Origin of the sequence: Clostridium sp. Ade.TY, from assembly GCF_000498355.1 — a bacterium.
GTDB lineage: Bacteria > Bacillota > Clostridia > Clostridiales > Clostridiaceae > Clostridium.
Genome location: NZ_AVSV01000016.1, coordinates 141,746 through 156,585, shown reverse-complemented (window position 1 = coordinate 156,585; position 14,840 = coordinate 141,746). Strand labels below are relative to the sequence as shown.

Annotated in this window: 12 protein-coding genes; 2 read left to right on the top strand and 10 right to left on the bottom strand. The window is 27.9% G+C overall.

Translation table 11 applies throughout. From position 1 onward, the window contains the following. Positions 1-49 precede the first annotated feature (49 nt). The 9 genes from mfd to purR form a co-directional block, all read right to left on the bottom strand. On the bottom strand, positions 50-3,562 hold the full coding sequence (gene mfd, locus O212_RS0105760; protein ID WP_024614190.1) for a transcription-repair coupling factor: 3,513 nt from the start codon (positions 3,560-3,562) through the stop codon (positions 50-52). A 14-nt stretch (positions 3,563-3,576) separates the two neighbouring features. Further along, positions 3,577-4,152, bottom strand: coding sequence for an aminoacyl-tRNA hydrolase (pth, locus tag O212_RS0105755; protein WP_024614189.1), 576 nt, complete (start codon positions 4,150-4,152; stop codon positions 3,577-3,579). Positions 4,153-4,353: 201 nt separating this feature from the next. Beyond that, positions 4,354-5,418: a S1C family serine protease gene (locus O212_RS0105750; protein ID WP_024614188.1), complete on the bottom strand. Its 1,065-nt coding sequence runs from the start codon at positions 5,416-5,418 to the stop codon at positions 4,354-4,356. Positions 5,419-5,434: 16 nt separating this feature from the next. Continuing rightward, positions 5,435-6,853, bottom strand: coding sequence for a HAMP domain-containing sensor histidine kinase (locus tag O212_RS0105745; RefSeq protein WP_024614187.1), 1,419 nt, complete (start codon positions 6,851-6,853; stop codon positions 5,435-5,437). After that, positions 6,854-7,540, bottom strand: coding sequence for a response regulator transcription factor (locus O212_RS0105740; protein ID WP_024614186.1), 687 nt, complete (start codon positions 7,538-7,540; stop codon positions 6,854-6,856). It abuts the gene before it with no gap. A gap of 232 nt (positions 7,541-7,772) precedes the next feature. Continuing rightward, positions 7,773-8,732, bottom strand: coding sequence for a ribose-phosphate diphosphokinase (locus O212_RS0105735; protein WP_024614185.1), 960 nt, complete (start codon positions 8,730-8,732; stop codon positions 7,773-7,775). Positions 8,733-8,790: 58 nt separating this feature from the next. Then, the gene (gene glmU, locus O212_RS0105730) at positions 8,791-10,161 is read right to left on the bottom strand and encodes a bifunctional UDP-N-acetylglucosamine diphosphorylase/glucosamine-1-phosphate N-acetyltransferase GlmU (protein ID WP_024614184.1); all 1,371 of its coding nucleotides are present in this window, start codon (positions 10,159-10,161) and stop codon (positions 8,791-8,793) included. Positions 10,162-10,390: 229 nt separating this feature from the next. After that, positions 10,391-10,663 carry a septation regulator SpoVG gene (gene spoVG, locus O212_RS0105725; RefSeq protein WP_024614183.1) on the bottom strand — a complete coding sequence of 91 codons (273 nt, stop codon included), beginning with the start codon at positions 10,661-10,663 and terminating at the stop codon, positions 10,391-10,393. A gap of 117 nt (positions 10,664-10,780) precedes the next feature. Then, entirely contained in the window at positions 10,781-11,596 is an 816-nt protein-coding gene (purR, locus tag O212_RS0105720; RefSeq protein ID WP_024614182.1) for a pur operon repressor, read from the bottom strand. A 237-nt stretch (positions 11,597-11,833) separates the two neighbouring features. Between purR and murC the strand changes: the two genes are divergently transcribed. Beyond that, on the top strand, positions 11,834-13,213 hold the full coding sequence (murC, locus tag O212_RS0105715; protein ID WP_024614181.1) for a UDP-N-acetylmuramate--L-alanine ligase: 1,380 nt from the start codon (positions 11,834-11,836) through the stop codon (positions 13,211-13,213). A gap of 30 nt (positions 13,214-13,243) precedes the next feature. On the opposite strand, the gene O212_RS15945 is transcribed toward murC, so the two are convergent. After that, on the bottom strand, positions 13,244-13,747 hold the full coding sequence (locus O212_RS15945) for a YdcF family protein (RefSeq protein ID WP_081705805.1): 504 nt from the start codon (positions 13,745-13,747) through the stop codon (positions 13,244-13,246). Between the two features lie 241 nt (positions 13,748-13,988). Between O212_RS15945 and O212_RS0105705 the strand changes: the two genes are divergently transcribed. Beyond that, positions 13,989-14,807: a purine-nucleoside phosphorylase gene (locus O212_RS0105705; protein ID WP_024614179.1), complete on the top strand. Its 819-nt coding sequence runs from the start codon at positions 13,989-13,991 to the stop codon at positions 14,805-14,807. Positions 14,808-14,840: the final 33 nt, after the last annotated feature.

Genomic DNA, 14,840 nt, shown 5'->3' with positions numbered 1-14,840 from the left:
ACATGTTTTTAGTATAACAATATTATTTATTAAGTTCAATTACATAACTTTAACTATTTATTACTTTTACTATGTTATCTAACATATTTTTGAAAAACGGTAATATTTCTTCCTTTTTGAACCCATTTTGTTTGAATTGGAATTCAGGTATACTTCCAAACTTAAGTATTACATTATCTTTATATTTTTCTATTAAAATCTTAAATACTTTTTTATGCTCTTTATCCCCTTCTTCAAACTTAAAGAATATTCCTTTTGGTGTTTCTTTTATTTCTTCTATATTAAGTTGTTTAGCTTTACTTTTTATATAAGCTATATCCATTAAGTTATAAACTGAATCTGGGATATCTGAATATCTATCTTCTAATTCATCTTTAATTTCCATATACTCTTCAAAACTTTCAATTGCTGCAATTTTCTTATAAACTTCAATTTTTTGATTTTCATCTGATATGAATGTTCCAGGAATATATGCATCAACTTTAATATCAACAGTAGTTTCAACTGGTTCTTTTGTGATTTCACCTTTTATAATTTTTATTGTATCCTCAAGCATTCTACAATATAAATCATATCCTATAGTAGCCATATGTCCATGTTGAGCTGAACCCATCATGTTTCCGGCACCTCTTATTTCTAGATCTCTCATAGCTATCTTAAACCCTGAACCAAGTTCTGTGAAATCTTTTAATGCCTTAAGTCTTTTTTCTGCTACTTCTGTTAATATTTTATCTTTAGTATATAAAAGATAAGCATAAGCTATTTTATTTGATCTTCCAACTCTACCTCTTAATTGATATAACTGAGAAAGTCCCATTTTGTCAGCATCAAACACTATTATTGTGTTCACATTTGGCATATCTATACCTGTTTCTATTATTGTAGTACAAACTAAGACATCATATTTCTTGTCCATGAAATCCATCATTTCCTTTTCTAGCTGTCTTTCTGTCATTCTACCATGTGCAAATGTTACTTTACTTTCCGGAACTAATTCTTTTATATAATTTGCCATACTTTCAATGCTTTCAACACGGTTATAAACAAAGAATACTTGACCACCTCTGTTCATTTCTCTAAGTATAGCATCCCTTATAAGTTGGTCATTTTGTTCTATAACATAAGTCTGAACTGGATATCTTTCTTCAGGTGGTGTCTCTATTACAGAAATATCACGCGCTCCAGTTAATGACATATGAAGAGTTCTTGGAATTGGTGTTGCACTTAATGTAAGTACATCAACATTTTTCTTTAATTCTTTTATTTTTTCTTTTTGCTTAACTCCAAATCTTTGCTCTTCATCTATTATTAAAAGTCCTAAATCTTTAAATTGAATATCCTTTGCAACTAATTTATGAGTTCCAACTAATATATCAACATTTCCTTCTTTTGCTGCTTGTATTGTTGCCTTTTGCTGCTTTGCAGTTCTAAATCTACTTATCATATCTATTTTAATTGGAAAATCCGAAAATCTTTTAATCATATTTTTATAATGTTGTTCTGCAAGTATTGTTGTTGGAACCAAAAATGCAACTTGCTTACCATCCATAACAGCTTTAAAGGCTGCTCTTAAAGCAACTTCTGTTTTTCCATAACCTACATCTCCACAAAGAAGTCTATCCATTGCCTTTGCAGATTCCATGTCATATTTTATTTCTGTAAGTGATGTAAGTTGATCTGGTGTTTCTTCATAAGGGAATTCATCTTCAAATTGTCTTTGCCATTCTGTATCCTTACTAAACTTATGTCCTTTTAATGTTGCTCTAGTAGCATAAAGCTTAACTAAATCTTTTGCTATTTCATTTATTGATTGCTTAACTTTACTTTTTGCTTTTTGCCACTCTGTTCCACCTAATTTATTTACTTTAGGCGTTTTTCCTTCTGTTCCTATATATTTTTGTATAAGATCAAGTTGATCAACTGGAACATATAATTTATCACCCTTTTGATAAACAATATCTAAATAATCTCTCTTATTTCCCGCTACCTCTATTTGTTTAATTCCTTTATAAACTCCAACTCCATGATTTGCATGAACTACATAATCACCTATTTTAAGTTCGGTAAATGAATTTATTTTTGCTACACCTTTTTTAACTTTTTTCTTTTTAGGTATCTTTCTTTTTGCTTCTCCAAATACTTCTTTATCTGATATTACACATAATTTTTCATCTGGAAACTCAAATCCTTTAAGGAGATTACCAAAAGTAATTACAACTTCTCCGCAAGCTATATTATCAACATTATCTTTATAAACGCTTTCAATATCTCTATCTCTTAAAGTTTCTACTAATCTTTCTCCTCTAGTCCTTGTTCCTGAAAGAATTAGACTTTTAAATCCTTTACTTTTTTTATCTTTTATATCATCTATAAGTAAGTCCAATTGCCCTTGATAATTATGGAGAGTTATTTGAGACATATTAATAATAGAACGTGGTTTTAATATATCCCTAACTTTTTTAAATGTATCCATAGTTATTAACTTACTTTCTTCAAACTTATCTAAAACTTCACCATAATCTAAAAGTAATTCTGAATGTTTAGGTAATATATTTCCCTTTTGAAGAAACATTGAAAAATTTTCTCTAAACTCACTATAAGTACCTTCTAATTTTCCAAGTGATCTTGTTGTATCATCAATTATGAAGTTATATCCCTTAAAATAATCAAATAGGCTCTCTAACTTTTTATAGAAAAATGGAATATATGAATCCATAGTTTCAAAGCTTGAAGTTTGAATTAAGCTTTCTAAATTTTTATTTATTACTTCTTTAAGCTTTTCTTTACTTTCTTTATCCTTATTTTTTTCTAAAGCTTTTTCTAATTCATTATTTAAAGTAATTTTAGCAAACTCTATTGCATCTTCATCTATTATTATTTCTTTAGCCGGAAAAATGCTAACACTTTCTACTTTATCTATACTTCTTTGTGATTCTACATTAAATCTTCTTATTGAGTCTATTTCATCTCCAAATAGCTCTATTCTATAAGGATATATTGAGTCAGGTGGATAAACATCAAGTATTCCTCCTCTTAATGCAAATTCACCTTTGCCCTCAACCATTTCAACTCTTTCATAGCCGCCTTCAACCAACAGTCTATTTATCTTATTAAAATCCACTTCTTCATTTATTGATAATTCTATTTTGTGGTTTTCATAATATTCTCTTGGCGTATAGTTTGCAGCAAAAGACTCTATAGAAGTAACTATTATTTTCTTTTTACTATTTAATATTTCTTTTATAACCTTAAGTCTAGCCCATCTTAAATCACCAGAAATAGCATCTATATTATAAAAAACAACTTCCCTTACTGGAAAATAATAAACATCTGACGTGTAAAATATTAGATCCTCATATAAGTTTTTTGCTTCTATATCACTATTTGTAACTATAACTAAAGATTCATCAGATTTTTCAAATATAGCATTCATTAAATATGTTCTACCAGATTCTGATAGTCCATATATTCCTAAAGGAAATTTTTTATTATCTATATTTTCTTTTATCTCATGAAATTTTTGGCTTTCAATTAAGGGCTCCATTAACCCCTCTAATCTCATTTTATACACCATCCTTAAATACTTTTTTTAGCTTTAAATCCATTATATTTATTCATTGCTGAACTTATATCTTCTTTTATTATTTCATCTACCGCTAATTTAGTCACATCTAAACTTTCTTCTAATACTTCTCTTTCTTCTTTTGAGAAATTACCTAATACATGATTTATTAAATCTCCTTTAGGTTGTCCTACACCTATTTTAATTCTTGAAAATTTATCAGTACCTAAGTGAGAAATTATATTTTTTATTCCATTGTGCCCACCAGCACTTCCTTTTTCTCTTATTCTTATCTTTCCAACATCTAAGCTTATATCATCATATAAAACTATTATGTCCTCATTTGTAAGTTTATAAAAATCAAGAATTTCTCTAACACATTCTCCGCTTAAATTCATAAAAGTTGAAGGTTTTATTAAAATAACTTTTTCCCCACCAATGAATCCTTCTCCATAAAGTCCTTTAAATTTTTTCCTATTTATATCTATATTATACTTATTTGCTATATAATCTACACTATCAAAACCTATGTTATGTCTAGTATTATCATATTTTTCACCTATATTTCCAAGGCCTACTATTACAAACATTTTATCTCCTCTTTCTAAATTATTTATATTCTATAATTTTTTACAATAAAAACTTATTTATTCAAATACCTCTTAATATTATACTAAATTTTTATGATAAAAAAAGCTTACTATATTTTTGATGATTAATTTAAATATTAAAAATAATAAAAGGAGTAGTTCAAATGACTATATTTAATCATTTGCCATACTCCTTTTAAATTATAAATCTATATTGATTTTTTCTATTTCACCATTTCTTAGAATTTTAAACTCAGCACTACCTTTATCCTTATTTTCTTTAAGAATTTTTATTAAATCTCCATAAGATAAAATTTTAGTGCTATTAACAGTTAAAATTATATCTGTAGGTTTAAGTCCACATTCTTGAGCATTACTTTTATTTATTACATCTTTTATGTAAAAACCTTTTTTATACTCATTATCTAGGTTAACTTCAACTCCACGAATGCCTATAATATCTTCTTTTTTTATTATATCATTTAAAGATTTTTTAATTACATCTACGGCTGTTGCAAAATATAAATTATCTTTGCTAAATTCTTCAGTTAAATACTTACTATTTAACCCTACAAGTTCACCTTTTGAGTTACAAAGAATACCACCAAAGTTTTCATCGTTCATAACAGCATTTGTTTGTATTATAGGATAATATTCATCATTTATTTTCACTTTATGATTTGTTGATGTTATTATTCCTGAAGTAATAAGACCTATGTAATTATTACTTAAAGAATTTCCTATTGCATAAACATTTTCGCCTTCTTTTACTGAACTAGAATTTGAAAAATTAATTGGTGTTAAACCATTTGCTGGTATCTTTATCAATGCTACATCAGCACTTTTATTATATCCAAGCAAAGTTCCTTTAAATGGTTTAACCCCTTTTGCTGGTATATTTACAAATATCTCTTTATAATTCTTAATTTTTTCATAGGATGTAATTATTAATCCACCACTATCAACAACTATTCCTGTAGAATTATTTTTTGATAGCTTTGAAGAAACAGTTTCTTCAGAATTTCCTCCTATGGTTACTAAAGATGGTGCAACCTTGTTTATAACTTCACTTAAACTATTTTCTTTTATTGCAGCTTCAACCTTTTTATTTATAGTTTGGTTTATTTCCTTCATAGCAAGTCTAACAGAGAACACTCCAGTTACTACTATGATTAATATTATAACTCCAGTTATAATAATATTTTTTCTCGTGATTACAATCTTCTTGCTTTTTATATTTATTTTACCTTTATCATTATTCTTCATAAAATATCACCAAAATCTATTTTTTGATTAAAGTAAATGTAAACATAACACCAGTATCTTTATAATTTTCAACCCAGATATCTTCACCATGTTCTGTAAGAATTAATCTTACTATAGGCAATCCAAGTCCTGTACTTACCTTGTTAGTTCTTGATACATCCGCTTTATAGAATCTATCCCATATTTTTATTAATTGTTCTTTACTTAACAATTCTCCATCATTATAAATACTTACAAAAACTCTATCGCCTTTTGATCTTGTATTTATTCTTATATTTCCATTCTCACGAGAATATTTCACTGCATTATCAATTAAATTAGTCACTACCTGTGTTATTTTATCGTTATCTCCTATTACATATTGATGTTCTTGTTCTAATACAACTTCAACATTTAAACCTTTTTGATTTATAGCACTTTCAAATTTAGCAATGGTATATCTTAAAATATTACTTATATCTATTTCCTGCTTATTAAGATTTATTTTTCCTGATTCTAAAGCTGATATATCTAATAAATCATTTATTAATCTTGATAATCTATCAGTTTCTTCATATACGATTTTTAAATAATATCCTTCTTTATCTCTAGGAATTACACCATCTAAAATTCCTGATATAAACCCTTTTATTGAAGTTATAGGAGACCTTAATTCATGTGATACATTTGATATAAAGGCTCTTCTGTTATCATCTACAGTTTGAAGTGATTCAGCCATTATATTAAAGGATTCAGCAAGTTCACCTATTTCATTGTTTTGATTAATATCAAGTCTTTCATCTACTCCACCTTTAGATATTCTTCTTGCTGCCGCAGTAATTTGATCTATAGGTTTTACTAATGACTTCTTACTATAAAAGTAAACAAATATTCCACCAATAATTATTACAACTAAAGCAGTTCCCCATATAACTTCATTTACATCAATTATAGGTGCTAACATGCTTTCTGTTGGTACAATCATTATTATTACTCCACTAAAGTAATCTTTATTAAAAATAGGCTTTAAGTAAACGTAGTTATTTTGAGATGAACTCTTTACATTTCCATATTCTATAGATTTTCCTTGTTTTAATACATCCATATCTTCTTTAGGAATTCCTATATTAGAAAATTTATAATTTTCATAAATACTATTAGAAACAGCATAAGTATAACCCAAATTGTCAGTAACTAATATTTCTGCATCTATTGTTTTACTTACGAAGTTCATTACATTATTTAACGTTGTTAAATTAGAACTTTTGTCTAAAGATAAATATGATATAGCTGCACTTTCTATTATGTTACTTTCTCTATTTAATTGGTCTTTCTTTTGATCAAAATAATTTTGTCTAATCCATAAGGATAAAACACCTGCTACTATTACAAGTGCAATTACTACAATTAATGTGAATGTTATTATAAGCCTATATGCTAAGCTATGTTTTTTCATCTACTTCACCTCGAATTTGTAGCCTACCCCCCAAACAGTTTCTATTTGCCAAGTATCTCCTGAATGTAGCTTTTCTCTTAATCTCTTAACATGAACGTCTACAGTTCTTGAATCTCCTGGGTAATCATATCCCCAAACTTCACATAATAACTGTTCTCTTGTAAATACTCTATTTTTATTACATGCTAAATAATATAATAGTTCGAATTCCTTAGGTGGCATCTTAATTTCATTATTTTTATAAATTACTCTATATGAATTTGCATCTATTGTTAAATCGTTATATTGAATAACTTCTTTATTTGTATTATCTGCTGTATATCTTCTCATTACAGCCTTTACTCTTGCAAGTAATTCCTTTGGTTCAAATGGTTTAACTATATAATCGTCAGCACCAAGTTCTAAAGCTAAAACTTTATCAAAAGTATCTCCTTTTGCTGTAAGCATTATTACTGGTGTTGTTCCTTCTTTTCTTATCCATTTTAAAACATCTATTCCGTCAATATTTGGTATCATAACATCTAAAAGAACTATATCTGGTTTATAGTCTAAAAATATTTCTTCTGCTTCCTTACCATTATGTGCAACTCTTGTATCATAACCTGCACTTTTTACATACATATTTATTACTTCGCAAATGTTTTCGTCATCATCGACTATTAAAACTTTACCTAAAACACCTTCCATGTTTAAATACCTCCATAATTCTAATTTATTAAGTAATTATTACTTAATTAACTTTAAATTTAACTAACAATTATAAATTTATCATTTTTTCACAGTTTTTAATATAGTTTCATATAAAAGTTACAATTTGTTAACTGTAATATTTCATTATTATATAAATAGTTATAAAGCAAAACCTCTAGATTTATCTAGAGGTTTCATTTATGTATATTATGTACTAACATACCAAATGTTATGCTTCAAATAACTTACTTATTGGTTCATCATCATATATTCTCTTTATAGCCTCTGCAAATATAGGTGCAACTGATATTGATTTGAATTTTTCTTTATCAATGTTATCTGGAAGCTTTATAGTATCAAGCATTACTAATTCTTCAATTGCTGAATTATTTATTCTTTCAAATGCTGGTCCTGATAAAACACCATGAGTACAACATGCATATACATTTTTTGCACCCAAATCTTTTAATGCATTTGCTGCATTTGTTATAGTGCCTGCTGTGTCTATCATGTCATCTATTAATATACACCTTTTTCCTTCAACATCCCCAATAATATTCATTATTTCAGAAACATTTGCTTTAGGTCTTCTTTTATCTATTATCGCTATTGGTGCATGTAATCTGTCTGCAAACTTTCTTGCTCTAGTTACACTTCCAAGGTCTGGAGAAACAACAACAACATCATCTTGATCTGATAATCCTTTATCTACAAAATATTTTGAAAGTATTGGTGAACCTACTAAATGATCCACAGGTATATTAAAATACCCTTGGATTTGAGCAGCATGTAAATCCATAGTTAGAACTCTATGTGCTCCTGCTGTAGTAAGTAAATCCGCCACTAATTTTGCAGTTATTGGATCTCTTGATTTTGCTTTTCTATCTTGTCTTGCATATCCATAGTATGGAATAACAGCTGTTATTCTGCCTGCTGATGCTCTTTTGAATGCATCAATCATTATAAGTAATTCCATTAAGTTATTATTTACAGGTGAACAAGTTGATTGAACTATAAATACATCAGCTCCTCTTACTGTTTCACCTATATTTACTGATATCTCTCCATCACTAAAAGTACCTACATCACCTGCACCTACTTCTAGCCCTAATATTTTTGCAATTTCTTGCGCTAATTCTGGGTGTGAGTTTCCTGTGAATATTTTAATATTCCTTCCATGCTTTAACATAATTAATGAAGACCTCCTCAAATTTAGCTCTTTTATATATAATTTAAATTTTTATTGATTACTTCTTTAATCCCTTTTTCTCTACCCATCCTGGTATATTTCTTTGCTTAGCTCTAGCTACTGCAAGTTCACCTTCATTAACATCATTAGTTATTGTTGAACCTGCTGCAATATAAGTATTGTCTTTAACTGTTACTGGTGAAACTAAATTTGTATTACATCCAATAAAACTATGATCGCCAATTACAGTTTTATTTTTAACTTTTCCATCATAGTTTACTACAACAGTACCACATCCAAAGTTACATCCAGAACCAACTTCAGCATCTCCTATATAAGTTAAATGTGATACTTTAGTTCCATCTCCAATTGTAGATTTTTTAATTTCTACGAAATCTCCTATTCTAGCTTTTGAACCAATTTTGCTTTCTGGTCTTATATATGCAAATGGTCCAACGGTAGTATTTGCTCCTACTTCACTATCTAATATAACTGAAGATTCTACAGTAACACCTTCACTTATTATACTATCTTTAATTCTACAATTTTGCATTATCATACAGTTTGAAGCTATTTTAGTATTTCCTTCTAAAATAGTTCCAGGATAGATTATTGTATCTTTTCCTATTTCAACATCAATTCCTATATATGTTGTTTTTGGATCTATTAAAGTTACACCATTATTAAGGTGTTTTAAATTAATTCTATTTCTTAATATTTCTTCGGCCTCTGCAAGTTGAGCTCTTGAATTAACTCCTATAGTGTCTTCATAATCAGTAACTAAAGCTCCAACTTTTTTACCTTCTTCTTTAAGAATACCTATTACATCAGTAAGATAATATTCTCCTTGTGTATTGTTATTTGAAAGTTTATCTAATGATCTAGATAAGTCTTCTATATCAAAACAATACATTGCTGCATTCATTTCATTTACTAATAGTTCATCTTCATTACAATCTTTATGTTCAACTATTTTTAAAACGTAGCCTTCATCATCTCTTATTATTCTTCCATATCCTGTTGGGTCTTCAACTATAGCACTTAATAAAGTTGCTGAATTTCCATTTGATTCGTGTGTGTTTATTAATTCTTCTATTGTTGACTCTTTTGTTAATGGTGCATCACCAGCAAATACTATTACAGTTCCTTTTTTTCCTTTTAAGAATTCAGCTGCACACTTAACCGCATGTCCTGTTCCTAATTGTTCTTCTTGTAATGAATAAGAAACATTTCTATCATTAGTTTGTTCTTTAACTAACTCTGCGCCTTTTCCTATAATTACATTTACATCATCAATATTTGCTTTTCTCATGTTATCTATAACATGGTTTACCATTTCTTTACCACAAACTTTATGTAAAACTTTAGGTAAATCTGATTTTATTCTAGTACCTTGACCTGCTGCAAGTATTAATGCACATTTATACATTTTACCACCTCTATTAATTACTTATAATTTTGACTCTATCTATTATTATTGGATTTACGTACATTTTAATTCTATTTTATTATATTTCAACAAATTAACTATTTCAACTAAAGCAAAATATACTAACGTTATATTTTATATATAATTCTTTATTAATGCTTTATAATTTTCTCTTTTAGTTTAAATAACAAAAAAAATAAAAGGGTATGTCCCTTTTATTTTCAAAAAATTATTCTGCTACTTCTTCTGATAACGCTTTATCGTACGCTTCAAGAATAGCTCTTTGTATTACTTCTCTTGCCTCAGTGTTTATAGGATGTGCTATATCCTTAAACTCACCATCTGGTGTTTTTCTACTTGGCATAGCAATAAATAACCCATTTTGCCCTTCAATAACCTTAATGTCATGAACTACAAATTGATCATCAAAAGTAACTGATACTATTGCTTTCATCTTTCCATCTGTAGCTATCTTTCTAATTCTAACGTCTGTAATTTGCATTGACCACACCTCCAGTTGCCTTTATGATATTATAAATTCTCCATACATTGGCAATTTCCTTTTTTTATTTGGAAATTTTTTTAAAATTTATTATTAGTGTGGTAAGTTATAAAATTACTATCCAAATATTTTTGATGGACGTATATCAACTATTGATGATTCATTTAAAGAATGTAATTCAACTATTGATACATATTCATCAATAAGCTTTTTCTTAGCTTCCTTGTTATCAACTAAAACTCCTATTCCAACAAGTTCACTATCAAATTCTTTTAAAAGATCTTTTATTCCAAGGGCAGTTCCGCCACCTTTCATAAAGTCATCAATGAATACACATTTTGAGTTACTTCTCATTGATTTTTTAGATAATGACATTTGTTGAAGTTTTCCACTAGTACCTGACACATAATTTATTGTCATAGTCGTTCCTTCTGTAAATTGGTTGTCTCTTCTTGCAATAACAAGTTGAACTCCTAAATTTCTAGCAACTTCATATGCTAATGGAATACCTTTTGTTTCTACTGTAATTACATAATCAATATGCATATTTTCAAACCAAGATGAAAGTATAGTTCCTGCTCTGCTTATTATCTCAGGATTATACATTAAATCTGTCATATAAATTATATTTCCAGGTACTACTCTTCCATCATCTTTTAATAACTCACAAAGGCTTAAAGCAAATTCTTTTCCCTTTGATGTGCTTATTTCAGGTATATATCTTATTCCACCTGCTGCTCCCGCTATAGTTTCAACTCTTCCCATTTCAAATTTTTCTAATATTTCTCTAACTATAACTATATCTTCACTTATAGTTGACTTTGCTGCATTTAATAACTCTGAAAATTTATTTAATCCAATGATTTTATTCGGATTTTCTATTAGTATTTTTGCAATTATGACAACCCTACTATTTCTACTTAATTTTTCCATGAAAACCACCTACATTTTAATAATTATTCGATTTTATACGAATTATATTGTGTTTTTTTACTCTTAATATTCATATTTTATTCTATATTCTTTCCTAGTGCAATACATTTTAATCACTTAATGTAAAATAAATTGAAAATTCTTTTTTAAATTGCTATAATTTTTAGTTAGTTTTTGTGTTCAATTAATTAAAAATGTATATAATTATAAATGAACTAATAAAAAGGGGTTGATTTCATGTCATTTAATTTTTTAAAAGATACTAACAAAAAAGTTCACTTTATAGGAATTGGCGGTATAAGTATGAGCGGACTAGCTGCTGTACTTTTAAATAATGGATTTAAAGTTTCAGGTTCAGATTCTAAAGAATCAGAAATAACTAATAGTTTAAAAGGAAAAGGTGCTGAAATTCATATAGGACATAAAAAAGAAAACATAAACGATGTTGATTTAGTTGTTTATACAGCTGCTATTCCACAAGATAATCCAGAAATCGTTAAAGCAAAAGAAGAAAATATTACTCTTATGGATAGAGCTGAATTTTTAGGACTTATTATGAAAGGTCATAAATACAATGTTGCAGTTGCAGGTACTCACGGTAAAACTACATGTACTTCTATGATTACAAATATAACTCTTAAGGCAGATTTAGATCCAACTATACTTGTAGGTGGAGAGCTTGACGTTATAGGTGGTAACTATAGAATAGGTAGCAGTGAATATTTCGTTACAGAAGCATGTGAATATAAGGAATCATTTTTAAAATTCTTCCCATACATAGGAATAATATTAAATATAGATGCTGACCATTTAGATTATTATAGAGATTTAAACCATATAACTGAAACATTTAAAAAGTTCTCAACTTTAATTCCTAAAGATGGTTATTTAATAGGATATGGTGAAGATCCAAACGTTGCTAAAATTTTAAAAGAAGCAGATTGTAACACTATAAGTTATGGTTTTGAAAATACTGACGTAACAGCAAATAATATAAAATATGATAATAAAGGTTGTGCATCTTTCACTGTTTGTAGAGATGGAAAAGAATTATTTGATTTACAATTAAATATGCCAGGTAAACACAATATCCTAAATGCATTATCAAGTGCATGTGTAGGTCTTATATTTGGTCTTTCTTCTGAAGATATAAGAGAAGGTTTAAAAGAATGTAAGGGTGCACATAAAAGATTTGAATACAAAGGTGAATTAGATGGCGTAAAAGTTATAGATGACTATGCTCACCATCCAGTTGAAATAAAAGCAACTTTAAGCACAGCAAAAAAAATACCTCACAATAAAACAATTTGTGTGTTCCAACCACATACTTACACTAGAACAAAAACATTATTTGATGAATTCACTACAGCCTTCAATGATGCTGATGAATTAATATTAATGGATATATATGCAGCTAGAGAAAAAGATACTGGTCTTGTTTCATCTGATGAATTAGGTGATGCAATAAGAAAAACTGGCCTTAAATGTACAAATGTTCATTCACATGATGAAGCTGTTGAATATGTTAAAAATAATATAAAATCTGGTGATATGCTTTTAACAGTAGGTGCTGGAGACGTTGTTATAGTTGGTGAAAAATTCTTAAAAAATAAGTAAAATTTTAAAAGGTGGTTAATACCACCTTTTTTATTTATATACTATGATAAAGTCTTTTATATATGCTATTATTTCCCGTAAAATTGCACTAAATTTATATTTATTCATACTCGTAATTTTTCCTGATATGCATAAACAATTTAACCCTATTCTTTTTGCAATCATTTTTATTCTTGCTAAATGATATGAGTCTGATACAATTATAGCTTTATTTAAACCTTCACTCTTCATTATGTCTTTTGAATACTTTAAGTTCTCATAAGTATTTTTTGCTTTCTCTTCTAAAAATATAATATCTTCACTAATCCCTGAGCTAATCAAAAAATTCTTCATACCTAAAGCTTCTGTTATATTCCCGTTTCCCTTTCCTGTAACAATAAATATTTTTGCAATTCCATCTTTATAAAGTTCAATTGCTTTTAATAATCTTCGTTTCATAAAAATGCTATTTAAATTACATCCTAGCACAACGATTACATCGCTTTTTTCCACTTTACACAAATGTGGTGTAATAATTATTTTTAAGATTAACATGAAAATGATTACTAAAACTATTAATATAGTACTTATAATCTCCACCACCAACAATTAGTATATACTATTATATTTATAAAGGTATACTTTTGGTGATTTCCCAAAAAAATTATTTTTTATTTCGCTAAAATTTTTATTTTTTTATTTTAATTTAATTAATTTTATTTTATAATTTATATTGTAGGTTTCTTAACTATATTCTTTTAAAAATTTTATAATAATAAATAGTAGGGGTGATTAAATGGATTTATCAAACACTTTAAAGACTACTTCAGAGTACATACTTTCAAAAAGCAAGTATAAACCTGAAATCGGTCTCATCCTTGGATCTGGTTTAGGATCTTTAGCAGATTTAATTGAAGAACCTGAATTTTATCCATACGAAACATTACCTAATTTCCCTGTATCTACTGTAGAAGGTCATGAAGGTCGTCTAGTTATAGGAAAATTAGAAGGTAAAGTTGTAGTTGCTATGCAAGGAAGATTTCATTACTACGAAGGTTACAAAATGAATGATGTAACTTTTCCTGTTAGAGTAATGAAGTTATTAGGCGTGGACAAGTTAATCGTTACCAATGCAGCAGGAGCTGTAAATACTAACTTTAAACCTGGGGATTTAATGATAATTAATGATCATATTAATTTTTCTGGAAATAATCCTTTAATTGGTAAGAACTTAGATGAGTTTGGCCCAAGATTTCCTGATATGTCAACAGCTTATAGTCCAGAACTTATAAGTCTTGCAAAAAATATTTCTAATAAATTAGGAATAGACATAAAGGAAGGCGTTTATACTATGTTTAGTGGACCAACTTACGAAACTCCAGCCGAAATTAGAATGGTTAGAATTTTAGGTGGAGATGCAGTAGGTATGTCAACAGTACCAGAGGTTATTGTTGCAAATCATTCCGGTATAAAAGTATTAGGTATATCTTGTTTAACAAATATGGCTGCCGGAATATTAAAACAACCACTTAATCATGAAGAAGTTATTGAAACTTCAAATAAAGCTAAAAATAGTTTTATAATCCTAACTAAAGAAATAATTAAAAATCTATAAAAACAATCTTAATGCTATAGTTAAATTTTATAC

What these genes read in the sequence shown, in the direction of transcription:
- mfd (WP_024614190.1), bottom strand. Translation starts at nt 3,562, where the DNA reads ATGAGATTAGAGGGGTTAATGGAGCCCTTAATTGAAAGCCAAAAATTT.
- pth (WP_024614189.1), bottom strand. Translation starts at nt 4,152, where the DNA reads ATGTTTGTAATAGTAGGCCTTGGAAATATAGGTGAAAAATATGATAAT.
- O212_RS0105750 (WP_024614188.1), bottom strand. Translation starts at nt 5,418, where the DNA reads ATGAAGAATAATGATAAAGGTAAAATAAATATAAAAAGCAAGAAGATT.
- O212_RS0105745 (WP_024614187.1), bottom strand. Translation starts at nt 6,853, where the DNA reads ATGAAAAAACATAGCTTAGCATATAGGCTTATAATAACATTCACATTA.
- O212_RS0105740 (WP_024614186.1), bottom strand. Translation starts at nt 7,540, where the DNA reads ATGGAAGGTGTTTTAGGTAAAGTTTTAATAGTCGATGATGACGAAAAC.
- O212_RS0105735 (WP_024614185.1), bottom strand. Translation starts at nt 8,732, where the DNA reads ATGTTAAAGCATGGAAGGAATATTAAAATATTCACAGGAAACTCACAC.
- glmU (WP_024614184.1), bottom strand. Translation starts at nt 10,161, where the DNA reads ATGTATAAATGTGCATTAATACTTGCAGCAGGTCAAGGTACTAGAATA.
- spoVG (WP_024614183.1), bottom strand. Translation starts at nt 10,663, where the DNA reads ATGCAAATTACAGACGTTAGAATTAGAAAGATAGCTACAGATGGAAAG.
- purR (WP_024614182.1), bottom strand. Translation starts at nt 11,596, where the DNA reads ATGGAAAAATTAAGTAGAAATAGTAGGGTTGTCATAATTGCAAAAATA.
- murC (WP_024614181.1), top strand. Translation starts at nt 11,834, where the DNA reads ATGTCATTTAATTTTTTAAAAGATACTAACAAAAAAGTTCACTTTATA.
- O212_RS15945 (WP_081705805.1), bottom strand. Translation starts at nt 13,747, where the DNA reads ATGTTAATCTTAAAAATAATTATTACACCACATTTGTGTAAAGTGGAA.
- O212_RS0105705 (WP_024614179.1), top strand. Translation starts at nt 13,989, where the DNA reads ATGGATTTATCAAACACTTTAAAGACTACTTCAGAGTACATACTTTCA.